Raw genomic sequence first — 26,105 nt, forward strand, 5'->3', positions numbered from 1 at the left:
GCTTTTTAAAAATAATAGCAGTTTAATTCTAACTGCTGCATCATAAGCAAACATGACATTTAAAAATTTAATAAAAAAAATACATTTATGGCTAGGATTGTCTTCTGGCTTAATTGTTATCATACTTGGCATTACGGGCTGTTTGTATGTTTTTGAAGAAGAATTACGCCCTATTGTTTACGAATATTATTATGTTGATCAGGTCAAAACTAAAAAACTGCCTGTTAGCCAACTTATAAAAATTGCTGAAGAAGCAAACGCAAAAGCACATCCAAATCAAAAGCTTTCTGGCGCTCGAATTATAAATGATGATAAACGCACTGTTATTGTGTGGTTTTTTGAAGAATTAGACAAAGATGCAATCTGGTATTGGAATCGTTATCAAAACACCTACGTTTACATAAATCCATACACAGGAACTGTGCAAAAACTCGAAGAATATAATTTTGAGTTTTTTGTTTTTGTTCGAATGTTGCACCAAACGCTTTGTTTAAATAGCGAAATTGGCGATCCAATTGTTGGAACAGCAACCATTATTTTTATCATTTCGTTAATTACAGGTTTGATACTTTGGTGGCCAAAAAACAAGCAAGCTGCAAAACAACGTTTTTGGTTTCGATGGAAAAATACCACTCAGTGGAAACGCAAAAATTACGATTTACATAATATTCTTGGCTATTACATGATGTTTTTCGCTTTGATAATTGCACTAACCGGATTGGTTTGGGCTTTTGGATGCTACGATAAAGGTGTACAATGGATTTTTAACGGAGGTAAAACAATTGAAAAAGTAAAATTAGTTTCGGATACTACTCAATACAATGTAAAAACAGCAACCGATAAAATTTTCATCGCAACCAAAAAGGCAAATCCTAAAGCGAAAAGCTATTATTTATTTATTCCAAAAGCAGATGATTCATTGGCTACCTTTCAAACATTTGTGCGATATAAAAATCGTTTTGATGATATTTCAATGGAATTTGACCGATACACCGCCAAAAATCTAAGAACAACCACTTATAATGATAAAAGCGGAGGTGAAAAATTTCGTTTTATCAATTATGATTTACATGTTGGAAGCATTTTAGGTTTTCCTGGAAAAGTATTGGCTTTCTTTGCTAGCCTAGTATCTGCAAGTTTACCTATTACAGGCTTTTTAATTTGGTGGGGACGAAATAACAAAAAGAAAAAAAAACTCGCTAAATCATCTTAAAAAAAATCCGAAAACATTATTAGTATTTATTCTAAATAAGAATTGTTAAACTGATTTTAAACTTTATATTTGCATTTAATTCGACAGGCAAGCAAAGTCGGCTGTTCAAAGATTTCTTCGCCATTAAAACTGAAGAAAGAATTTTCTAAAAACTATTAATCTTAATCTTAAATATTATGAAATCGAAAACTTTAAAAACAATTGCATTTTTATTTTTAATGTTAGTTGCTACTCCACAATTATTTGCGCACGCACTTTGGATTGAAACAAAAGCTACTGGAACAAAAGGAAAAGCACAAGAAATTTCAGTTTATTTTGGAGAATTTTCAGAAAACGACATAACAAAAGCTGACAAATGGTTTTCAGACTTAAAGGATTTCTCTTTAGTATTGGTAAGTCCGTCAAAAAAAGAAACAAAACTGACTTCTAAAGCTCTAGACAATAAATACCAAGCTTTCTTTACACCAGATGAAGACGGAGTTTATACAATCGTTATGCATCATAAAGTAAAAGATGTTTACGGAACTATGGTTTTAGATTATAACTCAAGTGCAACAGTGGTAGTGGGAAACAAAACTGCTGGAAATTATGCTACAGCAAATAAAAACCAAATTGGCTTATTTTCTGAAAATGCCGACATCGCAAAAAAAGATTCAAAAGTAACAGGATTTGCACTTTATGATGGCGCATCGGCAAAAGAAACAAAAATCAAAGTGATTGCTCCAAACGGTTGGGAAAAAGAATTATGGACAAATGATAAAGGTGAATTTTCTTTCACTCCTATCTGGTCTGGAAATTATATGGTTGAATATGCTCACACTGAAAAAGCTTCTGGTGATCATAACGGCAAAAAATACGATGAAATCTGGAAAATGGCAACATATCAGATTACTGTAAAATAACAATACCCCTTCATTTTTAAATTAGTCTTAGTAAAAAGCTTTGCTCTTTCGGGCAGAGCTTTTTCTGTTTTAAAGCATCTTCTTTTAATTCAATCTAAATAAGAAAATGAATCAGAAAAAACAAAATCTTAAGCAAATCTTAAGACAAAAATAATAAAACTTTAATGAAGAAAATACCTCTATAAATTTTGTTAAACCCTTAACGCGCCCTTATATTTGCAAAAAATTATTTTTATTAAATCTAAATAAGTCACATGAAACATAGTTTACTACTTGCTTTATCTTTAATAAGTTTTGGAGCTTATAGCCAAGAATTTACAAGTGCTGAAAATACCACAACTGTAAGCGACACTGTAAAAAATAAAAAAGGAGAAATCCTAAACGAAGTAGTTGTTACTAAAAACAAAGAGCCTAAACCGGTAACTGCAGTTCGTTCTGGTTTGAAACCAATGGATAATCCACAAGCTATCCAAGTTATTGGTTCTGAAGTTATCGAGCAACAACAAGCAATCAGATTAAGTGAAGTTTTGAAAAATGCAAATGGGGTTTATGTAGGTTCAGCTCGTGGTGGTGCTCAAGAGTCTTTCTTCTCTAGAGGTTACGACATGTCTGCCAACAATATGTTTAAAAATGGTTTCCGTTACAATGCGGGTTCTATTCCAGATGTTTCAGGTCTAGATAAAGTTGAATTTCTAAAAGGTGGCGCAGCTCTATTATTTGGAAACGTAGCGCCAGGGGGAGTTCTTAATTTAGTAACAAAAACACCTCAGTTCAAAAGCGGTGGAGAAGTTTCTATGCAATTTGGAAGTTATTCTTACTACAAACCAGCTTTCGATTTTTACGGAGGTTTGACAAAATCAATTGCATTCAGAATCAATGGTTCTTACGAAAACTCTGAAAGCTTTAGAGATGTTGTAAAAAACGAACGTGTGTATGTAAATCCATCGTTGCTTTTTGTTATTAGCCCTAAAACTCAAATTACAGTTCAAGGAGATTATTTAAGCCAAGACTGGACTCCTGATTTTGGAACTGGAATTGTTGGCACAGAAATTCTTGATTTGCCTAGAAATGCTTTTTACGGATCACTTTGGTCAAATGGTACAACAAAATCTTCAAGCGCATCTGTATTATTAAACCATGATTTCAATAAAAACTGGAAGCTTAATTTTAACAGCTCTCTTCAAAACTATGACAGAGCTTCAAAATCTACAGCACAATTGTCTACAGTACAACCAAATGGGGACTGGACAAGACCTTTGGTTCAAAATGAAAACTTAGAGCAAATTTTAGGAGACCAATTAAGCCTTCAAGGAAACTTTAATACAGGATCAATCAAACATCAGGTATTTACAGGTGCAGACTGGGAAAACTCATTCGCGACAGCTTATACTTTTGCATTTAACCCTGCAAATTATGACACTATAAACCTTTTCAACTTTGACCCGTCAACGCAAAGAAATGATATTCCTAATGCAAGAACAACTCAAATTGCAAAAACAGAAACCAACCGTTTTGGTGTGTATTTTCAAGATTTGATTTCAATTACAGAGAAGTTTAAAGTTTTAGCAGGTATACGTTGGTCATGGCAAGAAGCTGAAGTTACAACTTACAAAGAAACTTATGCTGGTGGCAAACAAACTGTTAAACCAGAAGATGCAGTACCTGTAGTGGGCGACAAAAAATTAGACAATGCATTTTCTCCAAAAGTTGGATTAATTTACCAACCAAGAAAAGACGTTTCTTTATTTGCTAGTTATTCTACTTCGTTTACTCCAAACACTGGAACTACAGCAGATTTAAAACCAATTGAACCATCTATTATTGATCAATATGAAGCTGGTGTTAAAACAGACTTCTTAAAAGGATTATTAAGCACAAACGTTACTGTTTACCAAATCACAAATAGCAATTTGGCTCAAACAGCTGAATTCAAAGCTGATGGAAGTTTAAACTCAGATACAAACATTAAAGTGTTGAGTGGTCAAACTAAAAGTAAAGGTGTTGAAATTGACATTACTGCAAGACCAGTTGAAGGATTTAGCATTATTGCAGGTTACAGCTACAACGATATGCGTTATACTAAAACATCTGGTTTGAACGGAAGTTTTATTGAAGGTGATCGTCTTGTTAGAACTCCAGCAAATACAGCAAACTTGAGTTTCTTTTACACTGTGCAAGAAGGATTTTTTAGAAATTTATCTGTTGGAGCAGTTGGAAACTATATCGGTGACCGTTTAGGTGGATGGAACGATCAAATCAGTACAGATACAGTTAAATATCCTGACGGTATTTACCACAGAGAAATTCCATTAGAAGGTTATGTTACAATTGATGCATCTGTTGGATATACTTGGAAAAAATTCTCGCTTCTTTGTAAATTATCAAACATTACAAATGAGTTAAATTATACAGTTCACGAAAATTACAGTGTGAATCCAATCGCACCTCGTCAAGTTATGACAAGTCTACGATACAAATTCTAAATTTTTGAATTAGATTTTAATTTGTTAAAACTTTTTAGCTCTTTAATTCTAAAAAGCATCAAAAGTTTTGGTTTAAATTTCACAAAAAACCTCATTTAGCAATAAATGAGGTTTTTATTTTTTACATCAAAAAGTGCTCTAAATATCTTTACTTTTGTTTCTCAATTCTATTCTTTGCAAAACCAAATTCTATGTCAGATTCCAAACCAAACCAATTAAAAAAAACACTTGGATTAAGCTTTAACATAGCCGTATTAATTGGCGGAACAATCGGAGTTGGGATTTTGCGAACACCAGGTTCAATTGCTGGACTGTTGGATAATTATTGGCTCATTCTTGTCTCTTGGATTTTTGGAGGATTATACGTTTTGTTAGGTGCCAATTCGTATTCTGAATTGGCGACGATGCTTCCGAAAGCAGGAGGTTCTTACAATTATATTAAAAGAGCCTTAGGCGAATATGGTGGATTTTTATCGGGCTGGTTTGATTATATTGTCAATGCAATTCCGCCTGCATTTTATTGTATCGTAATTAGCGAATACACTATTATTTTATTTCCTGAACTTAAAAGCCTTTCCACTGTAATATCGATTTCTTTATTAATCGCTTTTGTATTGCTTCATTTAAGTGGCGTCAAAAACGGAAGTGTCATTCAGCAAATTACAAGCTTTTTAAAAGTAATTTGCTTTGTCGCTTTGGTTGTCGCTTGTTTCATGTATTCTGGCGTTGAAGTTCCAGAGATTAAGACAAACAATTCGGTTTTTCAAATTGGACTTATTTTTGGATTTTTCAAATCATTACAGCTCATTATCGGAACTTACAATGGTTGGAATGCTGTTTGCTTTTTCGCCGAAGAAAATGACAATCCAAGCAAAAACATTCCGAAATCTTTATACAGTGGCGTATTGCTAGTTGTAGTGATTTATGTTTTGGTTAATGCCGCATTCTTCCATGTTTTGCCAATTGAAACTTTAGCAAAATCAAATTTGGCTGCCGCTGATGTCGCCAAAGTTCTTTTCGGAGAAAAAGGCGCAATAATCGTAACTGTAATTTCAATTTTCTCTTTAATCAGCATTTTGAATGCTTTTATGATGATTCCGCCAAGAATCCTTTACGGATTAAGCCGTGACGGTTTTTTTATCGAAAAAGGAACTCAAGTAAACAAAGGCGGAACACCAATTGTGGCGCTTTTAGTTTCATCGCTTTTTAGTTTATTTTTAATTTGCATCGGCTCGTTTGAAGTATTGTTTTCTTTCGCTGCTTTTATCTCCATAATCGTTTGGGGATTGGCCTATTATTCACTTATAAAATTAAGAAAATCAGAACCTGATATGATAAGACCATATCGCTCTTTTTGGTATCCGTGGGCAACTATAATTGCAATTATTATTTCGATTGGATTATTGTTAGGCTTTATTTATAGCGATCCTATTGCTTTTTCGATAATTGTTGGAATTACCTTGATTTCTTATCCTTTGTTTTTGATTTTGAAGAAGAAAAGGTAGCCACGATTCTTTAAAAAAACAGCCACGAATTAATTCGTCTATTAGCAGCAAAAAAACTAAAAAACCCGACAGCTTTCAAAAAAATCTGTCGGGTTTCGTATTAAAACTAAGTTTGATTTCTTATTTCAAACCAGCCAAACTCTGCTCGATTGTAGCAATTTTTGCTAATGCATCGGCTTGTTTTTGTTTTTCTAAATTAAGAACTTTCTCTGGAGCTCCGTTTACGAATTTCTCGTTAGAAAGTTTTGCTTCAACAGATTTCAAGAATCCTTTTGTGTAATTCAATTCTTCCGTCAATTTTGCGATTTCAGCTTCAACATCGATGTTTCCTGTAATCGGAATGAAATATTCATTTGATTTTACACGGAAAGACAATGCACCATCTACTTTTTCAGAAACATATTCGAAAGCAGAAACGTTTCCTAATTTCGTTATAATTGAATCAAAATAAGTTGAAACATTTTCGCTATTGATTCCTTTTAATTCGATTGCGTCTTTAAACGGAATGTTTTTGTCTTTACGAATTGTTCTGATTCCAGAAATTACTTCGATAGAATTTTCAAAATCAGCAATTAATTTTGCATCAAATGGTTTTACTTCTGGCCAAGTAGAAACAATTAAAGCTTCTTCTGGAGTTCTTTCAGCAATTAACTGCCAAATTTCCTCTGTCAAGAAAGGCATAAACGGATGCAATAACTTCAAGTTACTCTCAAAAATTTCAATTGCTTTATTAAATGTAGCTTTATCAATTGGTTGCTGATAAGCTGGTTTAATCATTTCAAGGAACCAATTACAGAAATCATCCCAAACTAATTTATAAATAGCCATAAGAGAATCTGAAATTCTGTATTTGTCGAAATTATCTTCAATTTCTGCTAAAGTTTGTTGAAATTTTGCTTCGTACCATTCAATAGCTTTTTTAGAAGATTCAGGCTGTGCAATTTCCGAAACTTCCCAACCTTTAATTAATTTGAAAGCATTCCATATTTTGTTTGAGAATGCTTTTCCTTGTAGGCATAATTCTTCATCAAACATGATATCGTTTCCTGCAGAAGCGCTTAAAAGCAATCCTACACGAACACCGTCTGCGCTGAATTTATCAATCAAATCTAAAGGATCAGGAGAGTTTCCTAATGATTTAGACATTTTACGACGTTGTTTATCACGAACTAAACCAGTCAAATATACATTTGTAAATGGTTTTTCGCCTGCATATTCGTAACCTGCAATGATCATTCTCGCCACCCAGAAGAATAAAATATCTGGACCCGTTACTAGATCATTTGTTGGATAATAATATTTGTAATCTGCACTTTCTGGATCCATAATTCCACCAAAAACAGACATTGGCCATAACCAAGAAGAAAACCATGTATCTAGCGCATCAACATCTTGTTTTAAGTCAGATGTTGTAAGTGAGTTGTTAGATGTTTTTTCTTTGGCTAACACTAATGCATCTTCGATGTTTTCAGCCACTACGAAATCTTCTTTTCCGTCTCCGTAATAGTACGCTGGAATTTGTTGTCCCCACCATAATTGACGAGAAATATTCCAATCGCGAATATTGTTCAACCAGTGCGCATAAGTGTTTTCGAAACGTTTTGGATGTAATTTAATATCTCCTGTTTCTAAAACCGACTTAATTGCTGGTTTTACTAATTCTTCCATTTTCAAGAACCATTGGTCTGATAATCTTGGTTCGATTACGGCTTTTGTTCTTTCAGAAGTTCCTACTTTATTTAAGTGGATTTCTGTTTTTGCTAAAGCGCCAATTTCCTCAAGTTCTTTTTCGATTTCCTTACGAACTACAAAACGGTCTTTACCTTGATAGTGTAATCCGAAGCTGTTTAAAGTCGCATCTTCGTTAAAAATATCAACGATTTCTAGGTTGTGTTTTTCACCCAACGTTTTATCATTCATATCGTGCGCAGGCGTTACTTTCAAACATCCTGTTCCGAATTCTACATCTACATATTCGTCTTCGATAATTGGAATTACTCTGCCGCAAATTGGAACGATTGCTTTTTTACCTTTTAAATGTGTAAAACGCTCATCATTTGGGTTGATACAGATGGCAGTATCTCCAAAAATAGTTTCTGGACGAGTTGTAGCAATGGTCAAAAATTCCTCAGTGCCTTCGATCTTATATTTTAAGAAAAATAATTTTCCTTGTTGTTCTTCGTAAATAACTTCTTCATCAGATAAAGTCGTTTTCGCTTCTGGATCCCAGTTTACCATTCGGTATCCTCTGTAAATTAGTCCTTTGTTGTATAAATCAACAAAAGAACGAATTACAGATGCAGACATATCTGGATCCATTGTAAATTTTGTGCGTTCCCAATCGCAAGAAGCACCTAATTTCTTAAGTTGCTCTAAGATTGTTCCACCGTATTTATCTGTCCATTCCCAAGCATGTTTTAGGAATTCTTCACGAGTCAAATCATTTTTATTGATTCCTTCTGCTTTTAATTTCGCTACCACTTTTGCTTCGGTTGCGATCGAAGCGTGGTCAGTTCCAGGAACCCAACAAGCGTTGAATCCTTTAAGACGCGCTCTACGAATTAAAACATCTTGAATTGTATTGTTCAACATATGTCCCATGTGAAGGACTCCAGTGACGTTTGGCGGCGGGATTACAATGGTGTACGGCGTTCTATGATCTGGTTCTGAATGAAAATAGTTGTTTTTCATCCAGTAATCATACCATTTACTCTCAATCGTCTTAGCGTCAAATTGTGCTGGAATTGTCATTTATATATGTTTAATCGTTTATTTTTTGTTGATTCGTTTAATCGTTAAATTGTTTAATCGTTTGTTTGTTTTTGCGAATTCCATTAAGGTAAATCGGTTAAAGAATTAAACAGTTAAACAAATAAACGAAACTTTGGTTCAATTTTTGTATTTATAACTGACAGCAAAAGTAAATAATTAAAGACACTATAAAAAGCGAATTATTAATTTGTGTGTTAATTAAAAGAATGTATATTTACTTACAATTAAAAATAATTTCAAATGAAAAATGTTGCCTCTTTTATTGCAATCGTATTGTTTAGTGCAATCGGTTATTCGCAAAACGGCCCAAAAATTGAATTTGCAGCCCAAGATAATACAATTGATTATGGAAAAATTTCAAAAAGTGATAATGGAGTTCGCTCCTTTGAATTCACCAATACTGGTGATGCTCCGCTAATGATCATTGGTGCAGAATCAACAGTGAGTTCTATTGTGGTTACTAAACCTACAACGGCGATACAACCCGGAAAAAAAGGAAAAATTGATGTAAAATATAACATGGTTTCTGGCCCGATTCGTAAAACAATTACTGTTGAAACCAACGCTGTAAATTATCCTGACGGAAGAGTTGCCTTAAAAATCAAAGGTGAAGTTTTATAAGAATTTTTAAATCTTAAAATAAAAAAAAGCCGTTTCTTGAATTAGAAACGGCTTTTTTATTATCCAAAATTAACCTGTCGGTTTTTTTATAAAATATTTTTATTTATTTCGCTTCACATTCAACGGAGTCAAATTTATATTTAACGCGATCAAAATCGATTGGTTTGTCTTTAACTAAATACGTTACACCCATTGTCGTTTGCATCGTTCCGTTTCCTAAAATAAGCTGTTTATCACGTTTCAAAAGAGCCATTGGATTTTTGAAAGTCGCATTATTATTTGTTCCGTCCACAAAAGTGTAATCCACAAACAAAGTATCACCATGGAATTCTCCGGCAATTTCTCCTTTTTTTACTGGTGACGAAGCAACCTTCATAATCATATCGCCACCAATTTTTCCGTTTTTCAGTTTATTTACTGTTAGGTTTAAAGTATCATTTTCATAGATTGCTTTATAACATTCTGTACTTACTACTTTTTCGCCTTCAGCTTTAGCGGCCGCTTCAGCTTTTTGTTTTTCCTCATTTTTACAGCTTTGAAGTCCAACAAGAGACAAAAGCATACAAGACAACACTATTTTTTTCATAACTGAATTTTTTAATTTCATATAAAAATAAATAAAAAAGAAGCCAAAAAAAAGGCTTCTCGTTTATTTATTTTATGATGTTTATTCACATGGATAAGACACACTGCAGTACGCGTCTACGAAATATTGGAATTATATTTTACAACTTCTTGATTACAAATTCAGATCGTCGGTTCAACTCATGATCTTCTTCTGAACAAGCGTCATCTGTCTTGCATTTTATAATTGGTACTGATTCACCATAACCTTTTGCAGAAACTCTGCTGGCACTAATTCCAGACTGAATTATAAATTCTCTGGTTGAATTTGCTCTTTTTTGAGAAAGCTCTTCATTGAATTTTTCATTTCCACGAGAATCTGTATGTGAACCAATCTCGATTACCATTCCTGGATATTTGTTCATCAAAGCAACCACTCGGCCTAAAACTACTTTTGATTCTTTACGAATGTACCACATGTTGTAATCAAAATAAATCGGATCAGTTTTAATAATCAATCGGTCTTTATCATCTTTTACAACATCTTTTTCTTGCTTTAAGATTTCAGCAATTTTTTCCTTTTTCTTTGCTTCTTCTGCTTTTATTTCATCTGCTTTTGCTTTTTTAGCTGCTTCATTTAAAGCAATAATAGCCAAAGCTTCTTTTTCTTTTTTCTCTGTTTCTAGCTGAATTTCTTGCTTTCTTCTTTTCTCGGCATTTTGCTGTTCTTCCAATTTAATTGCTTCTAAAGATTTCAGCGCCAATGAACCATCATTTGTAATGTTTCTGGTTTTGTCAATCTCAAGCGTTTTAGATTCATTGGTATACTTTTCTTTGAAAGCAACAATCGTATATGAACTTTCACAAGCAACTGTAAAACTGAATTTCCCATCGGCTGCTACCGAAATCGTATTTAAAGTCTTTTTAGAAGCATCTTGAAGCATTACAGTTGCATTTTCAAGAGGCAAATTTGTATCAACGTCTGTAATTGTTCCCGCGATAAATTGTTTGCAGTCTTCAACGATTAAATCTTTAGTTTCTTTGAATTGGTAAATATCATCACTTCCCTTTCCTCCTTCTCTATTGGATGCAAAAAATCCTTCTTTTGTATCAGAATTGATTGTAAAAGAAAAATCATCTAAATTAGAATTCAATGGCAAACCTATATTTACTGGTTCTGAATATTCATTTCCTTTAATTTCAGAAACAAAAACATCCAATGAGCCATATCCTAAATGTCCATCAGAAGAAAAATAAAGCTTATTGTCTGCCGACACAAAAGGGAATTGCTCTCTTTTATCGGTATTAATAATTGGACCTAAATTCTTTGGCGTGTCAAAAGCTCCCTTATTGATGTTTACCGAATAAATATCAAAAGAACCCAACGATCCCGGCATATCAGAAGCAAAATACAACACTTTTTCATCCACACTAAGCGCTGGATGTTCAGTCGAATAATTTGGACTATTAAACGGTAGCGACGTAACGTTTTTCCATTTTCCATCCACTAATTCTGCTTTGAAAATTTGAAGATTCGAAACTTTCTGATCGTTCGTTTTTCTGGTTCTATTTTTGGAATTATTACGTGTAAAATAAACCGTTTTTCCATCTTTAGTAAAAACAGCATTTGATTCGTGCATGCCGGTTTTTAATTCCTGAGCAAAATAATCAATGTTTGGTTCAGCAGCATTTATTTCATTTAAGGAAACAGAAACCAAGTTCAAATACGTTTCATTGTCCCATTTGAATTTCTTATCAAACAATCCTGGTTTTAATTTAACAGCGGCAAACACTAATTTCCCATTGTATGGAACTGCTCCAAACTCAGAATTTGGTGTATTGATTGCCAGATTTTTTATCTCAAATCGGTTTCCAATAGCCGAAACATTTTCAAGTTCTTTCAATTCATTTTTAAAATAAATAGAATCCTTTCCAGTAGTCGAAGATGCATAATATTGTTTTAAAGCCACATTTGCATCGTCATAACTATTTGTCGCTTTTAGAGTTTGCGCATATCTAAAATAATATTCGCGATCTAAATTGTTGTTGTAATTCTTAAAGAGCAATCGGTAATACTGTTGCGCTTTCACAAAATTATTCGTGTAATAGTACGAATCAGCCAAGTTTTTAATAGCTTCTTGCGAAGGTTTTTCTTCGGCTATTTTTTCATATAAAACAATAGCTTCACTGTAAAATGTCTTATCAAAGAATCGTTTGGCTCTTGCCAAATCCTTATCTTGGGCACTTATAAATTGTATTGAAAATACGAATATAATAACGAGTAGTTTTTTCATATTTTTCATTTTAGAAGAATCTAGGTGATTTATCATATCCTTTTCCTAATAAATCCAAATCAAAAAGAAGCATTATTTCGTGCGTCCCCGAATTAAACTGACCTAAATTTGAAAGCGTATAATCGTAAGCATAACCAACTCTCAAGGAAGGAGTAACATTGATATTTGCTAAAGCACTAAAGGAATCATTAATTCTGTACGCTACCCCAAGTTCGAACTTCTCATTATACAAGACATTTGCCGTGATATCGACAGCCACTGGTGCACCTTTCACAAATTTAGCCATTGAAGCAGGTTTTAATTTCCACATGTCATTTAATTGGAAGACATATCCACCGGTTAAATACATATGAATTTCTTCAGAACCATAGGCATTTATTCCTGATTTTTCTTCGATTTGTTTTGACCTTAATAAATTTGGCGCCGAAAATCCAACATAGAGATTATCTCTAAAATAATAAGCTCCTACTCCAATATTTGGTTTCGTCGCATTGATATTTTCTGCGAAAGCAGCATCTGTAGCAGCATTTCCACTTTGTAATTGAAAACCATTAAAATTCGATTGCAGTGCAGAGAATCCAGCTTTTAAACCAAGGGAAAGTCTATTTTTTCCGCCCAAGTTTAAGATATAAGCAAAATCTGCATATCCATTCGTTTCTTTTTTTGCTCCATCACCAATATCATCAGAAACTAAAGACATTCCAACTTCGACTTTTTCACTCAACGCCGTGTGACCAAAAAATGTAAAAGTTTTTGGCGAACCAACTGCTCCAACCCATTGCGTTCTGTATAACCCTCCAAAATTCATCATAAGAGGAGTTCCAGTTGCATAGGCAGGATTTATCACGCTCATATTGTACATATAATGCGTGTACTCAGGATCTTGCTGCGCCGAGACAGTGTTTATATAAAAGAGAAAACTTATAAAGAGTATTATTTTTTTCATTTGAAATTATATTAAATAATGTAAAACGGAATTATCGATTTAAATAAAGACGACCTTGTATAGGCGGTTTATTGTCTTTATTAAAATGGATAACATAAAAATAAACTCCATTTGGTGCGATTCCGTGATTCAATCCTTGTGTTTCATAATTTATTCCGTCCCAGCCTGGTTTGTCTTTTCCGCCTCTGTACATACCGTTTCCATATCGATTGAAAATTTCAATAACATAATCTGGGAATAAGTAATCGATATTTGGAATTACGAAGACATCATTTATGCCATCTCCATTCGGCGAAAATCCGTCAGGAATAAAAAAATCTGGTGGTACAACAGGGCAATCTGTTAAGGATACGGCTACCTCTAGATAATCGTAAGAAGGACAATTTTCGCTTGACGAAAAATCATATCCGTAATATTTCCTTTTATCAACTAAAACTGTTGTTGGTGGCAAAAGAGCCCCTCCTTTTGGCGCATCATACCAAACTACAGATGAAGGTACATTTGTATTGTTTGATAAATCAGCAATAGTTGGCGAATTAAGTCCACAGAAATTCTGTCCATCTGTATTTAACTCTGGTGCAGGAGTATCTTTTATTGTTACTTTTATTGTTGTTACAGGAGAAGTACAAGACAAGGTTGTTTCTGTCAAATATAATGTTTCGTCTTTAAGAACATATGTATTAGGAAGTGGTGTTGTCATTGCTGGCGAATTATACCACTTAAATTGTGGTCCGCTCGGATCTAAATTCCCAATAATAGCTCCTTCTGATTTACAAAAAGATTGATCAACAGATACTGGCGCAGGTGGAATTGGATTTATCGAAAATACTCCCGATACTGAATTTACTGGGCTATCACAACTGGTAATATTATTTTTTAAATTCTCAATTTTAATCGTCGTTGAACCAGTATTTGGAAGCAATGCTGCAGGAATTACAAAACTCGCACTACCACTTACAGGCGTCAAAGCAACAGTTTGCACCGTTGCCACATTACTATTTGAAAGCGAGTATGACAAGGTAACATCGGTCAAAGTTCCTAAACCAGAAACTGAAGCTGTTACAGCTGATCCAAAGCAGACTGTTGCCACCTGAACTCTCAAATTTGCAATATTAGGCAAAGGATTCACAACTATATCACCTTGAATATCAGCAGTATTTGTACATCCAGAAATTACATGCGTAATCTTCACAATTTTGATTGTACCATTTCCGCTTTGCGAATTTAAAATTAAAGGAATAGTAAATGTTGCATTCCCTCCAACAAAAGTCGCCGTTACCGTTTGAGATGAAGCATTATTAACTCCAGAAATATTATAGATAATTTCATAAGTTCCGTCAACAATTTGTGCAGCACCAGTTATTTGTACTTCTGTTGCTGTGTTTTGACATGCGGCTATAGGTGTGATTTTTGCACCTGCTAAATCTGGTATTGGATATATATTTACAGTTTCTGAAAGATTATTAATAATATTTTTACATGCTCTTACAGAACTTGAATCATAAATATCTGTTACGGTCACCTTATAACTTCCTACTTGTTGAAAATATGTTGATTTTAATGGAAAAACTAAAACACCATTAATAAAATTCGCAGGCAAAGTTTCACTTCCTCCATTTGGTCCAGAAACAACAAATGAAACAAAATAATCGCCATTTTTAACTGAAGCAGGTCCATTCGTAATAGTTGCCACATAAGTGGCAGTAGGAATTTCTGTCTCACAAATATTGTTAGCATCAACTTTAATTTTTGCTCCTGTAAAATCAAGCTTTTTTTCCAATGCAATTCTAACTGTCGTAATCTCGTTAGAACAAATTGGATTTTTAGATTTCACGGTATAATTATAATAGTAGTTGCCAGCCCCTTTATTATTATAGATTTTTTGAACATTTACAGAATGATCTCCAACAAAAGTCAACTCTCCAGTACTACTTGCATCTGTCCATGTCCCACCTAGATCTTGGTCACTAAGCAAGCTATTCAAATCGAAATCTGTATAGCCCCCTAATCCATCATCCGCGCACAATTTTAAAGTCGTAGCCTTGCCAGATTTAGGAGCTTTAAAAATTGTTACTACAGCTGTTGAAGACATAGCTGGACAAGTACCTCGTGCTGGCATAGTGTAAGTATATTGAAATGTTCCTTCCATATCAGTCACATTTACAATTGGCCTTACATTTTGATTGGTAGTATCATTATGCCATTGTCCGTTAGAATGTGGACTTAAATACAAACCGTTGAACGCAGAAAAAAGATTAAATTCTCCAACAGCACTACAAACAGAAACGTTTGGAGATGTTACGCCAGAATACCCTCCAATTGTAACGGTAACGACTGCATTATTATCCGGACAAAGTCCAATTCCTTCAACAGTATAGGTATATCTAAAAACACCACTTGTACGAATTTCCTGAGCGTTCAAAATTCCAGTATCAGGATCTAGCCCACCAGAACCATCGGTATCTGTCCATACTCCACCGCTAAGTGGCGAGCCTGTTAAGTAAGTAAACAAATCAATAGATTCACTGCTGGACGCAGTTACGTCACAAACTGTCAGCGTTCCGTCTTCACCCGCACATTGCGCATAAATTGTATTTGGAATAAAAGATAAAAAAGCAAAAACAAGAGTAATTCGTAAGAAATTAATGTATTTTTCGATCATAAATTATGTTTTTGGGCATAAACATTATAATTCGCAGCATTCAATACACTAAGGTAATTTAACAATTATTTTATCACAAAAGTGTGCTTGCGTTTCAAAAATAGTGATTCTATTGATTATGACGCAAATAAAAATTCTTAAATATCTCTATTACAACTCATCTTCAAGCCTAAACCTAAATTTCAAAACCACACTGTCTCGCTCCACTTCAAGGGTAATCCAAACATCATCTTCAGATTTCAAAAGACTATTTATTTGCTGTAGCGAATACTTATAAGGCAATGCATTGTTTATACTGATAATGATATCGCCTTTTCTTAAACCACATTTTTCTGCTGCTGATTTTTTCCTGATGTTCACAATTTCATATACCGGTTTTAATGAAAATTTATATTTGAAATTATCATCTTTTTTTCCATCATAACCTACATCAGACATTGAGTTGGCAACTTGAACAGTTTCCAAATGCACAGTTTCCTGTACCCATTGCAAACCATTATGTTGTATGGTGATCCCGCTTTTGTTATAAGTGAATGGCTCTGAAAATTTGTTGTTCTTTTTTAAGTAAAGTTTTTGATCTGCATAATCTAAAACAAGAGTGAAACGCTTTAAAACTTCTCCTCCAATTGAACCAATGCGTCCTGGAACCATTTTCACATTTCGAATTGAGCTTGAATCAGGAAATGCGACTATTGGATTTTTAAAATCAAATTCGTCAACTGAAAACTTGGCTATTTTAGCACGATGTCCTTCAATATCGCCACTAAAACCTTTTCCTAAAAAATCGGGAAAATTTTTCTTAGGCAATTTTATTTTGTCATTTTCAAATATCCAAAAAGCATCACTATTTCCTATATCTATTAATAATTTAGCCGAAATCTGAACGCTGTCCACTACTGCAGTTGTCGTAATATAAGGTTTGGACCTTTCGATCGTAATTGGAACCGATTTAAATTTCTTGTCCAATCTTTCCTTAATCCCTTCATTGTTTGGATAAACGTAGATTTTTTTCTTCGAATAATTTATTTCAACTAAATTATTCTTAAAAAATTTATATCCGATAATACCATTGACTGGAATTCCGATATGAGATGACAAATTAAAATTCTGGTCTAATATTATATAAACCAAATGATTGTCTGATTTCAAACCATGTGTTTCGAAAACATTATTCGTTGATTTTAATCCTTCGATTTCGTCTTCACTACCTAAACCTCTCAGTTTTATTTTAACAACGTTATTAAAACTGACTTCCTTTTTCTCATCCATGCTGAATAAAATTGTCTCTTCAACTCCAGAATCCAATAAGAAATTCAGTTCTATTCCGTTTACTTTTATAGGAATAAAAACAAGATTGTTAATCAATTTAAATGGAATAGTGATCTTACTGCTATGGCTTTGGATCAAAAAATCATCTTGAGCTTGTATACTGAAAGATGCCAAAAGCCCAAAAAACAACATGAAATATTTTTTCATTGACAATATTTTAATATAAAATTAATAAAAATATTGATAATTGTTACATTTCCATAACACCCCATAATGTTTACGTTAAATTCGAAAAAAATATGCAAATTTGCACTTCAATAATTTATACTCATGCCAACAATTTCACACAAAGGCAGAAACATGCCTGAATCACCGATACGAAAGCTGGCTCCTTATGCTGATTTAGCAAAGAAAAAGGGTCACAAAGTGTATCACTTAAACATTGGTCAACCGGATATCAAGACACCGGAAGTGGCCATCGAGGCGGTAAAAAATATTGATTTGAGTATTATAGAATACAGTCCGTCTGCCGGATATGAAAGCTATAGAAAAAAATTATCTCATTTTTACCAGCGCCAAAATGTAAACGTAAACCCAGAAGACATCATTGTTACGACAGGTGGTTCTGAAGCCTTACTATTTGCGCTGGCCACAATTACAGATCCAGGTGATGAAATCATCATTCCTGAGCCTTTTTATGCTAATTATCATGCATTTGCATCATCAACAAGTGCCACGGTAGTACCTCTTGTTTCTACTATTGAAACTGCATTTGCATTGCCAAGCATTGAAGAAGTTGAAAAGTTGATCACACCAAGAACAAAAGCGATTTTAATTTGCAATCCAGGCAATCCAACTGGTTATTTATATTCTGAAACAGAAATTAAACAATTAGCAAGCTTGATCAAAAAGCATGATTTGTATTTAATTGCTGATGAAGTTTATCGTGAATTTTTATACGATGGCGTTGATGTGCATTTTTCTGTAATGAATTTAGACGATGTACAGCAAAACGTAATTATGGTTGATTCTGTTTCAAAACGCTACAGTATGTGTGGTGCTAGAATTGGATGTCTAGTAACTAAAAACAAAGATGTTTTAGCAACTGTAATGAAATTTGCCCAAGCCCGTTTAAGTCCGCCAACTATTGAACAAATTGCTTGTGAAGCTGCGATAGACACGCCACAAAGTTATTTTGACGAAGTAATAGGCGAATACAAAGAACGTCGTGACACTTTAATAGCTGAATTGAACAAAATTGAAGGCGTAATTGTGACAAAACCAAAAGGCGCATTTTACTGCATCGCACAATTGCCAATCGCCGATTCAGATGATTTTGCACAATGGCTTTTAGAAAGTTATGATTTAAATGGAGAAACTGTCATGGTTGCCCCTGCAAAGGGATTCTATTCTACACCAGGAATGGGCCTAAATCAAGTAAGAATTGCTTATGTTTTAAACAAAAAAGACTTGATTACAGCAGTAAATATTTTAAAAGAAGCACTTTTAGTTTACAATAAAAAATAAAACAAACTAAACCTAAACTTTCAAAAGACAATAACCAATTACGTTATTGTCTTTTGTTTTTTTGGCTCAAATTTAAATTATCTCCAAAAAGGAGCAATTAAATAGTAAAAACCATAGAAAAGGTTTCCCATTTATTAATTATCTTTACCGCCTTAAAAAGATATACCCATTATAATAGTAGTTTTTAATGATAAACAACGAAGATTTTTTAGACGAAATAGGTGACAGTCATTTCAGCAGTAATGCAAAAAACCCTTTAAGAGAGGATGCTTTTGACATCACTGATGAAGAAAAAATAGAAAAAATTAAAAAAGATGTTGAAAACATTCTGCAGACACTTGGAATGGATTTAACAGATGACAGCATAAAAGGAACTCCAAACCGAGTAGCAAAAATGTTTGTAAAAGAAATTTTTGGAGGCCTTAATCCTGCAAAACAGCCAAAAGCTTCAACTTTTGACAATAATTATAAATATGGCGAAATGCTTGTAGAGAAAAATATTACTGTTTATTCTACTTGCGAACACCACTTACTGCCAATTATTGGACGTGCTCACGTGGCTTACATCTCAAGCGGACGCGTTATCGGTTTGTCAAAAATGAACCGTATCGTTGAATATTATGCAAAAAGACCTCAAGTTCAAGAGCGTCTGACAATGCAGATTGTGCAGGAACTTCAAAAAGCTTTAGGAACAGAAGATGTGGCTTGCGTTATCGATGCAAAACATCTTTGTGTAAACTCACGTGGAATTAAAGATATCGAAAGCAGTACAGTAACTTCTGAATTCGGTGGAAAATTCAAAGACCCACAAACTAAACGAGAATTTTTAGACTACATCAAACTAGACACTCAATTTTAGTTTAATCGGTAAATCGTTAATTTGTTTAATCGTTTAATCATCGAATCTAAATCCTGATTAAACGATTAAATATATAAAATATCTAAACAGAAAAATATTATCTTTCACAAGAATAAATCCGTTTATAACGATTAAACGGTCAAACAATAATATTATGCCACTATATACATCACAACCGCTGAAAATATACAATTCGCTTTCGGGTGAAAAAGAAGATTTCAAACCAATCCATGAAGGAAATGTTGGAATGTATGTTTGTGGACCAACCGTATATAGTAATGTTCACTTAGGAAACGTGAGAACTTTCATGTCTTTTGATGTAATTTTCAGATACTTTTTGCATCTTGATTACAAAGTTCGTTATGTTCGTAATATTACCGATGTTGGACACATTGTCGATGATGTTGATGAAGGTGAAGATAAAATTGCTAAAAAAGCACGTTTGGAACAGCTAGAACCAATGGAAGTTGTACAGCGCTATACTGTCGATTTTCATGATATTCTAAAAGCTTTCAACTTTTTGCCACCAAGTATCGAGCCAACAGCGACAGGACATATTATTGAGCAAATCGAAATCATCAAAAAAATCATTGACAAAGGAATTGGCTACGTTGCCAACGGATCCGTTTATTTTGATGTTGTAAAATATAACGAAACGAACAATTACGGCATTTTAAGTGGGCGAAATATCGAAGACATGCTTGCTAACACACGCGATCTTGATGGACAGTCTGACAAAAGAAATCCGCAAGATTTTGCACTTTGGAAAAGAGCCGAACCAGAACATATCATGAGATGGCCTTCGCCTTGGAGCGACGGTTTCCCAGGTTGGCACTTAGAATGTACTGCAATGAGTACAAAATACCTAGGAAATCATTTTGACATTCACGGAGGCGGAATGGATCTAAAATTCCCACACCACGAATGTGAAATTGCGCAAAATGAAGCTTGCACAGGACAATCTCCAGTAAATTACTGGATGCACGCCAATATGCTTACCTTAAACGGAAAGAAAATGGCAAAATCTACTGGAAACAATATTTTGCCAGGCGAAATTTTAAGCGGAGACAATACTGTTTTAAGCAAAGCATTTTCAGCATCTGTAACTCGTTTCTTCATGTTGCAGGCACATTACAGAAGTATTTTGGATTTCTCTGATGATGCTATAACAGCAGCTGAAAAAGGATACAAAAGATTAATGGAGGCGACTGATGCGTTGCCAACTATTACAGCAAGCAAATCTAGCTCTATTGATTTTGGAGCTTGGAAACAGTTGTGTTACGACGCGATGAATGACGACTTCAATACGCCAATTTTAATTGCACAACTATTTGAAGGCGTTCGATATATCAATTTATTAAAAGACGGAAAAGAAACTATTTCTGCCGAAGATCACCAAACATTCACAACAGCCATCAATGCTTTTGTTTTTGATGTTTTAGGATTAAGCGACGAAAAAGGTTCTGATAGCAATAACGATAAATTAGAAGGCGTTGTAAATATGCTTATCACAATGAGAAATCAAGCGAGAGCAGATAAGAACTTTGCGCTTTCTGACCAAATTCGTGATCAGCTTATCGCTTTAGGAATCCAGTTGAAAGACGGAAAAGAAGGCACGAGCTTTTCAATCTAAAAAAGTCACTTCATAAAAACCATGAAAGCCATCACTCCATTTGTTTATTTAGTGCGCTTTTATCAAACCGCCATTTCGCCATTTACACCAGCGTCATGCCGATTTGAGCCAACATGTTCCAGCTACATGATTGAAGCCCTTCAAAAACATGGATTATTTTATGGAGGTTACCTTGGAATGAAACGTATTTTAAGTTGCCATCCTTGGGGAAGAACCGGTTATGATCCTGTTCCAGAAAAAAAATGTTCACATAAAGATTAACTTTTTATAAAGAGGAACTCTGCTTTAAATATTTATTTTTACAATTAATAAAAAACACAATATTACATGACACACGCCTTAAACATGGTTTGGAATCCTTCAGAAGGAATCGATTTAGGATTTTTTATGATTCGTTATTACAGTTTAATGTTCGTAATCGCTTTTGGTTTAGGATGGTACCTAATGAAAAAGATTTTCCAACGCGAAAACGAGCCACTTGACAAATTGGATTCTTTATTTGTTTGGACTGTTTTGGCAACCTTGGCTGGCGCGCGTTTAGGTCAGATCCTTTTTTATGATGAAGATCATTACTTCAGAAATCATCCTCTAGAAATGTTTTTACCAATTAAAGAACACGAAGGCTCAACTCTTTTTGGCTTTATTCACGGTTGGGAATTTACCGGTTTTCAAGGCTTAGCTAGCCATGGAGCTGCAATCGCCATTATCATCACAATGTACGTTTACAATAAAAAAATATTACATAGAAGTGTATTGTGGATTTTAGACCGAATTGTAATTCCAGTAGCAAGTGGAGCAGTTTTCGTGCGAATTGGAAATTTCTTCAACTCTGAAATTGTTGGAAACAAAACTTCCTCGGCATTTGGAATTCGTTTTTTACATGATGAAATCAGCCCTAGGGATGCTGTACAAAGCACAGGAATAACAAATCCAAAAGAAGCTTACAATGCCATTGCGAACGATCCAAAATTTGCAGATATATTAGCTCAAGTTCCAGCAAAACATCCAACACAATTATATGAAGCTTTCTGCTACATTTTTGTATTTGCAATTTTATACTTCTTATACTGGAAAACAAATGCGAGACTTAAATCCGGCTACCTATTCGGATTATTTTTAGTGCTTTTATTTGTTGTGCGTTTTATCGTGGAGTTTGTAAAAGAGAGTCAAGGCGGTTTTGAGAGCGAATTAGGCTATTTCTCAACTGGACAATGGCTAAGCATACCTTTTATCATTATCGGTCTTTTCTTTATCATTAGAGCGCAAAGAAATCCTTTAGCAACATCTTAAAAAAATCAAATAATTAAAAAGCCCAATATTTAAAAATATTGGGCTTTTTTTTTGCCTTGAGAATTCCTTCTTATAATATTATCATCTATTCAATCAATTTCACTTATTGAATTATTAGAAGCAGAAATACATTCTTTCAAGAGAAGTATTGTCCCGCCGTCCACTATATCTTTTCCCTGCTAAAGAAGCAGGAAAAAGGATGCCGCTCCCATCGGGGCTAGACTAGAAGTTTTTGTTTTCAAAAGTTCTTCAACAAAGCTCTAATTAAACAATTAACCGAATCTAATTTAAACGGAATACAGAGCAAGCAAAATCACTCTTTAAATGTAATTCTAATCAAAATTCTAAATGCTTGTACTTGAGAAACAAAAGTCTCAAATAATATAAGGCACAAAAAAAAGATCCAGTTTTCACTGGATCTTTTTCTATTTTAAAAATAAGGTTAATTAAGCCTTATTATGCTTGTCTTCAATTGTGTGTTTATCTTCACTTGAAATCGTGTCAACCAATACTGGTGTCGCAATAAATAATGAAGAATAAGTACCAACAATAATACCAATCAACATAGCGAAGATAAATCCTCTGATTGACTCACCACCAAAGATAAACATCGTCAACAATACAATGATCATCATTAATGAAGTATTCAACGTTCTTGATAATGTAGTATTAATAGAAGCATTTACGATATCTTCAAAAGTTCCTTTACGGTTTCCTATGATAAACTCTCTAATTCTATCAAATACAATTACAGTATCGTTCATAGAGTAACCAATTACCGTAAGAATCGCAGCGATAAAGTGTTGATCCATTTCCATGTGGAATGGCATGAACTTGTAGCATAAAGAATAGATTCCTAATACAAAGATTACGTCATGCGCAACAGCTGCAATCGCACCTAATGAATATTGCCATTTACGGAAAGAAACCATTAAGTATAAGAAAATAACTGCCATTGCACCAAGAACTGCCCAGTAAGAGTTCGTTTTGATATCTTCAGAAATAGAAGCTCCAACTTTAGAAGCTTGCAATACTCCTACTCTTTTTCCATCAAAAGAGTTGATGAACTTATCGTAAGTAGTATTTGGGAAATATTTCTGTAATCCAGCATATAATTTTTGGTTTACTTCCTCATCGATAGCAACACCATCTTCTTTAATTTTATATTTAGTAGTGATTTTCAATTGATCATCATCACCTAAAACTTTAGCCTCAACCGGAGTTCCAAAAGCCGCAGATAACTCATCTGAAACTACAGTAGCATCAATCGGTTTTTCAAATTTAACTTGGAAAGTTCTACCTCCAACAAAATCAACACCTTCATCTAATCCGTTAACGAAGAAGATCGAAACTAAACTTACAACTACTACAATTGAAGAGAAGATATAAGTGAATTTTTTGATTTTGATAAAGTCAAAGTGGAAATTAGTAAACCAGTTTTTAGTAATGTTTGTACAGAAAGTCAAATCAGCTTTACCAGCGATGTTTCTGTCAATAAAAATTCTAGCAATAAAGATCGATGTAAACAATGAAGTTACGATACCAATTAACAATGTCAATGCAAAACCTTTAATTGGTCCTGTTCCGAAGATGAATAAGATAGCTCCAGTTAAAACGTGAGTTACGTTAGCATCAATAATAGAACGCATTGCACCATGCCATCCGTAAGAAGCTTGAACAGCTTCAGCCAATGACTTACCTTCACGCAATTCCTCTTTTGCTCTTTCATAGATAATAATGTTCGCATCTACCGCAGTACCTAATGTTAACACGATACCTGCAATACCTGGCAATGTCAATACGAAACCAAAACTTGCCATAATTCCGAATAAGAATAGTAAGTTCAATAATAATGCAAGGTTTGCATACCAACCTGCTTTACCATAATAGAATACCATCCAAACACAAACTAATAAGAAACCTAATACAGAAGAAATTGTACCTGCATCAATAGCTGCTTGACCTAAAGATGGACCAACAACAGTTGATTGGATAATATCTGCAGAAGCTGGTAATTTACCTGCATTTAATACGTTAGCTAAATCTTTAGTTTCAGCAACATCAAAAGAACCTGTAATTTCAGATCTTCCTCCAGCGATTGGTCCGCTAGTTACACCAGGAGCAGAATAAACGATATCATCTAATACAATAGCAATATAACCTTTTTGAGCAAAAGCTCTTCCTGTCAATTCTTCCCAAACTTTAGCACCTTGGCTGTTCATTTGCATAGAAACAGCTGGTTTTCCTAATTGGTCAAAAGTATCTTTTGCATCAGTTACAACACCACCGCTCATAGCTGGCGCGTTATCTCTGTTTCCTTTCAAAGCATATAATTCAACTGCTTCAACTTCTTTACCTTTAGCATCTTTTAAAGTAGTTGGCTTGCTCCAAACAAATTTTGCATAATGCTGGTCAGCACCCAATAAAATTCTGATATCTGATCTTTTGAAATAAGCATTAACAGTAGCTGTATCTTTTGGAGCAAAATATCCTAAAACTGGTCCACCACCTTGACCAATCATTTTGTCAAATAATGGATTGTTTCCTTTTTTAACATCTGCAGAATCTTTAGCATCAGTCAATAAAGCATTCAATGAATCTTTAGCAACAGCTTTAGTTTCAGTTTTCTTAACTTCAGTCTTTTTCAAAGCCTCATTAGAAGCTACTAAGAAGTTTCCGATTTCTTCAATTTTAAAAGTTTCCCAGAACTCTAATTGAGCTTTTCCACCCAATAATTTTTTGATTCTATCAACATCTTTAGCACCTGGAAGCTCAACTAAGATTCTTCCTGTTTCTCCTAATTTTTGGATATTTGGTTGTGTTACACCGAATTTGTCGATACGCTCTCTTAATACTTTGTAAGCACTTTCTACAGACTCGTCAACTTTTCTTTTAATTACTTTTTGAGCTTGCGCATCAGTCATTTGGAAATCAATTCCGCCTTCTCCTTGTAAACTTCTGTTTGCAAAAATATCTGGCGAAGCTAATTTCACAGTTCCGTTTGAATTTGCTTCAAAAGCTTCAAAAAACTTATTTAAATAGGTTTTATTTCCTTCTAAGTTCGCAGTTGCATCAGCTAATGATTTATTAAATACTGGATTTTTAGAGTTGTTTGCTAAACCTTTCAAAACGTCTTTAATAGAAATTTGAAGAATTACGTTAATTCCTCCTTCTAAGTCAAGACCTTTGTTTAGCTGCTTGTTTTTTATCTCATTATAAGTATAATCAGTAAAACCAAGATCAAATACTTTCTCTTTACCAATAGAATCTAAATATTTTAGCTCTTTATCAGGGTTATCTCCTGCAAAAGCTTTAGCCTCACCTTTGACATTATTTGCCACAAAAGTGAAAGAAAGTTGGTAAATACTTACCAATGCAAATAGAATTGCGAAAAATTTAATAAGTCCTTTATTCTGCATTATTACTAAAAATTAATTAAGTTTTATTATTTGTTTTTGTTTTAAATCCTGATAAAATAAGCCCTGACATGATTTTTTAAAACAAAAATACGAGATCACGAATTACCAATTTTTTTTTAAACCGAGCAAATATATAATTAACGAAA

The 26,105-nt window shown here is 33.8% G+C and carries 17 protein-coding genes; 10 read left to right on the plus strand and 7 right to left on the minus strand.

The genetic code is table 11. The annotated features are described in order from the left end of the window. The first annotated feature begins 52 nt into the window (after positions 1-52). The 4 genes from AAYQ19_RS04030 to AAYQ19_RS04045 all read left to right on the plus strand — a co-directional run bounded on the left by AAYQ19_RS04030 (position 53) and on the right by AAYQ19_RS04045 (position 6,103). The gene (locus AAYQ19_RS04030) at positions 53-1,213 is read left to right on the plus strand and encodes a PepSY-associated TM helix domain-containing protein (RefSeq protein ID WP_343534097.1); all 1,161 of its coding nucleotides are present in this window, start codon (positions 53-55) and stop codon (positions 1,211-1,213) included. Between the two features lie 176 nt (positions 1,214-1,389). After that, positions 1,390-2,115: a DUF4198 domain-containing protein gene (locus tag AAYQ19_RS04035; protein ID WP_343534099.1), complete on the plus strand. Its 726-nt coding sequence runs from the start codon at positions 1,390-1,392 to the stop codon at positions 2,113-2,115. Between the two features lie 254 nt (positions 2,116-2,369). Next, positions 2,370-4,598: a TonB-dependent siderophore receptor gene (locus AAYQ19_RS04040; RefSeq protein WP_343534101.1), complete on the plus strand. Its 2,229-nt coding sequence runs from the start codon at positions 2,370-2,372 to the stop codon at positions 4,596-4,598. Between the two features lie 191 nt (positions 4,599-4,789). After that, on the plus strand, positions 4,790-6,103 hold the full coding sequence (locus AAYQ19_RS04045) for an APC family permease (RefSeq protein ID WP_343534103.1): 1,314 nt from the start codon (positions 4,790-4,792) through the stop codon (positions 6,101-6,103). Between the two features lie 120 nt (positions 6,104-6,223). Here AAYQ19_RS04045 and AAYQ19_RS04050 read toward each other — a convergent pair whose 3' ends face one another. Beyond that, positions 6,224-8,854: a valine--tRNA ligase gene (locus tag AAYQ19_RS04050; protein ID WP_343534105.1), complete on the minus strand. Its 2,631-nt coding sequence runs from the start codon at positions 8,852-8,854 to the stop codon at positions 6,224-6,226. Between the two features lie 261 nt (positions 8,855-9,115). Here AAYQ19_RS04050 and AAYQ19_RS04055 point away from each other — a divergent pair, with 261 nt between their 5' ends. Further along, positions 9,116-9,496, plus strand: a complete 381-nt coding sequence (locus AAYQ19_RS04055; RefSeq protein ID WP_343534107.1) for a DUF1573 domain-containing protein — start codon at positions 9,116-9,118, stop codon at positions 9,494-9,496. 103 nt (positions 9,497-9,599) lie between these two features. Here the strand turns inward: AAYQ19_RS04055 and AAYQ19_RS04060 are convergent, their stop codons facing one another. The 5 genes from AAYQ19_RS04060 to AAYQ19_RS04080 form a co-directional block, all read right to left on the minus strand. After that, a complete protein-coding gene (locus AAYQ19_RS04060; protein WP_343534108.1) occupies positions 9,600-10,082 on the minus strand; it encodes a hypothetical protein in 483 nt (160 codons plus the stop codon). A 139-nt stretch (positions 10,083-10,221) separates the two neighbouring features. After that, positions 10,222-12,354: an OmpA family protein gene (locus AAYQ19_RS04065; protein ID WP_343534110.1), complete on the minus strand. Its 2,133-nt coding sequence runs from the start codon at positions 12,352-12,354 to the stop codon at positions 10,222-10,224. A 10-nt stretch (positions 12,355-12,364) separates the two neighbouring features. After that, entirely contained in the window at positions 12,365-13,300 is a 936-nt protein-coding gene (locus AAYQ19_RS04070) for a PorP/SprF family type IX secretion system membrane protein (protein ID WP_343534112.1), read from the minus strand. Positions 13,301-13,331: 31 nt separating this feature from the next. Continuing rightward, entirely contained in the window at positions 13,332-15,962 is a 2,631-nt protein-coding gene (locus tag AAYQ19_RS04075; protein ID WP_343534114.1) for a T9SS type B sorting domain-containing protein, read from the minus strand. Between the two features lie 150 nt (positions 15,963-16,112). Next, complete coding sequence (locus AAYQ19_RS04080) at positions 16,113-17,438, minus strand: PDZ domain-containing protein (protein ID WP_343534116.1); 1,326 nt, start codon at positions 17,436-17,438, stop codon at positions 16,113-16,115. A 123-nt stretch (positions 17,439-17,561) separates the two neighbouring features. Here AAYQ19_RS04080 and AAYQ19_RS04085 point away from each other — a divergent pair, with 123 nt between their 5' ends. From AAYQ19_RS04085 to lgt, 5 genes are all read left to right on the plus strand, one after another. Next, positions 17,562-18,758, plus strand: coding sequence for a pyridoxal phosphate-dependent aminotransferase (locus AAYQ19_RS04085; protein ID WP_343534118.1), 1,197 nt, complete (start codon positions 17,562-17,564; stop codon positions 18,756-18,758). A gap of 187 nt (positions 18,759-18,945) precedes the next feature. Continuing rightward, the gene (gene folE, locus AAYQ19_RS04090; protein ID WP_012024336.1) at positions 18,946-19,617 is read left to right on the plus strand and encodes a GTP cyclohydrolase I FolE; all 672 of its coding nucleotides are present in this window, start codon (positions 18,946-18,948) and stop codon (positions 19,615-19,617) included. A 154-nt stretch (positions 19,618-19,771) separates the two neighbouring features. Beyond that, positions 19,772-21,250 carry a cysteine--tRNA ligase gene (gene cysS, locus AAYQ19_RS04095; RefSeq protein ID WP_343534130.1) on the plus strand — a complete coding sequence of 493 codons (1,479 nt, stop codon included), beginning with the start codon at positions 19,772-19,774 and terminating at the stop codon, positions 21,248-21,250. 21 nt (positions 21,251-21,271) lie between these two features. Next, positions 21,272-21,511 carry a membrane protein insertion efficiency factor YidD gene (yidD, locus tag AAYQ19_RS04100; RefSeq protein ID WP_343534132.1) on the plus strand — a complete coding sequence of 80 codons (240 nt, stop codon included), beginning with the start codon at positions 21,272-21,274 and terminating at the stop codon, positions 21,509-21,511. 66 nt (positions 21,512-21,577) lie between these two features. Continuing rightward, positions 21,578-22,540: a prolipoprotein diacylglyceryl transferase gene (lgt, locus tag AAYQ19_RS04105; protein WP_343534134.1), complete on the plus strand. Its 963-nt coding sequence runs from the start codon at positions 21,578-21,580 to the stop codon at positions 22,538-22,540. Between the two features lie 446 nt (positions 22,541-22,986). On the opposite strand, the gene secDF is transcribed toward lgt, so the two are convergent. After that, the gene (gene secDF / locus AAYQ19_RS04110; protein WP_343534136.1) at positions 22,987-25,959 is read right to left on the minus strand and encodes a protein translocase subunit SecDF; all 2,973 of its coding nucleotides are present in this window, start codon (positions 25,957-25,959) and stop codon (positions 22,987-22,989) included. Positions 25,960-26,105 lie beyond the last annotated feature (146 nt).

The organism is Flavobacterium mesophilum, from assembly GCF_039581405.1.
Lineage (GTDB): Bacteria > Bacteroidota > Bacteroidia > Flavobacteriales > Flavobacteriaceae > Flavobacterium.

Coding starts and splice junctions, on each gene's coding strand:
- AAYQ19_RS04070 (WP_343534112.1), bottom strand. CDS start 13,300: ATGAAAAAAATAATACTCTTTATAAGTTTTCTCTTTTATATAAACACT.
- AAYQ19_RS04040 (WP_343534101.1), top strand. CDS start 2,370: ATGAAACATAGTTTACTACTTGCTTTATCTTTAATAAGTTTTGGAGCT.
- AAYQ19_RS04050 (WP_343534105.1), bottom strand. CDS start 8,854: ATGACAATTCCAGCACAATTTGACGCTAAGACGATTGAGAGTAAATGG.
- AAYQ19_RS04045 (WP_343534103.1), top strand. CDS start 4,790: ATGTCAGATTCCAAACCAAACCAATTAAAAAAAACACTTGGATTAAGC.
- AAYQ19_RS04055 (WP_343534107.1), top strand. CDS start 9,116: ATGAAAAATGTTGCCTCTTTTATTGCAATCGTATTGTTTAGTGCAATC.
- folE (WP_012024336.1), top strand. CDS start 18,946: ATGATAAACAACGAAGATTTTTTAGACGAAATAGGTGACAGTCATTTC.
- AAYQ19_RS04060 (WP_343534108.1), bottom strand. CDS start 10,082: ATGAAAAAAATAGTGTTGTCTTGTATGCTTTTGTCTCTTGTTGGACTT.
- AAYQ19_RS04085 (WP_343534118.1), top strand. CDS start 17,562: ATGCCAACAATTTCACACAAAGGCAGAAACATGCCTGAATCACCGATA.
- secDF (WP_343534136.1), bottom strand. CDS start 25,959: ATGCAGAATAAAGGACTTATTAAATTTTTCGCAATTCTATTTGCATTG.
- cysS (WP_343534130.1), top strand. CDS start 19,772: ATGCCACTATATACATCACAACCGCTGAAAATATACAATTCGCTTTCG.
- AAYQ19_RS04035 (WP_343534099.1), top strand. CDS start 1,390: ATGAAATCGAAAACTTTAAAAACAATTGCATTTTTATTTTTAATGTTA.
- AAYQ19_RS04080 (WP_343534116.1), bottom strand. CDS start 17,438: ATGAAAAAATATTTCATGTTGTTTTTTGGGCTTTTGGCATCTTTCAGT.
- lgt (WP_343534134.1), top strand. CDS start 21,578: ATGACACACGCCTTAAACATGGTTTGGAATCCTTCAGAAGGAATCGAT.
- AAYQ19_RS04030 (WP_343534097.1), top strand. CDS start 53: ATGACATTTAAAAATTTAATAAAAAAAATACATTTATGGCTAGGATTG.
- AAYQ19_RS04065 (WP_343534110.1), bottom strand. CDS start 12,354: ATGAAAAAACTACTCGTTATTATATTCGTATTTTCAATACAATTTATA.
- yidD (WP_343534132.1), top strand. CDS start 21,272: ATGAAAGCCATCACTCCATTTGTTTATTTAGTGCGCTTTTATCAAACC.
- AAYQ19_RS04075 (WP_343534114.1), bottom strand. CDS start 15,962: ATGATCGAAAAATACATTAATTTCTTACGAATTACTCTTGTTTTTGCT.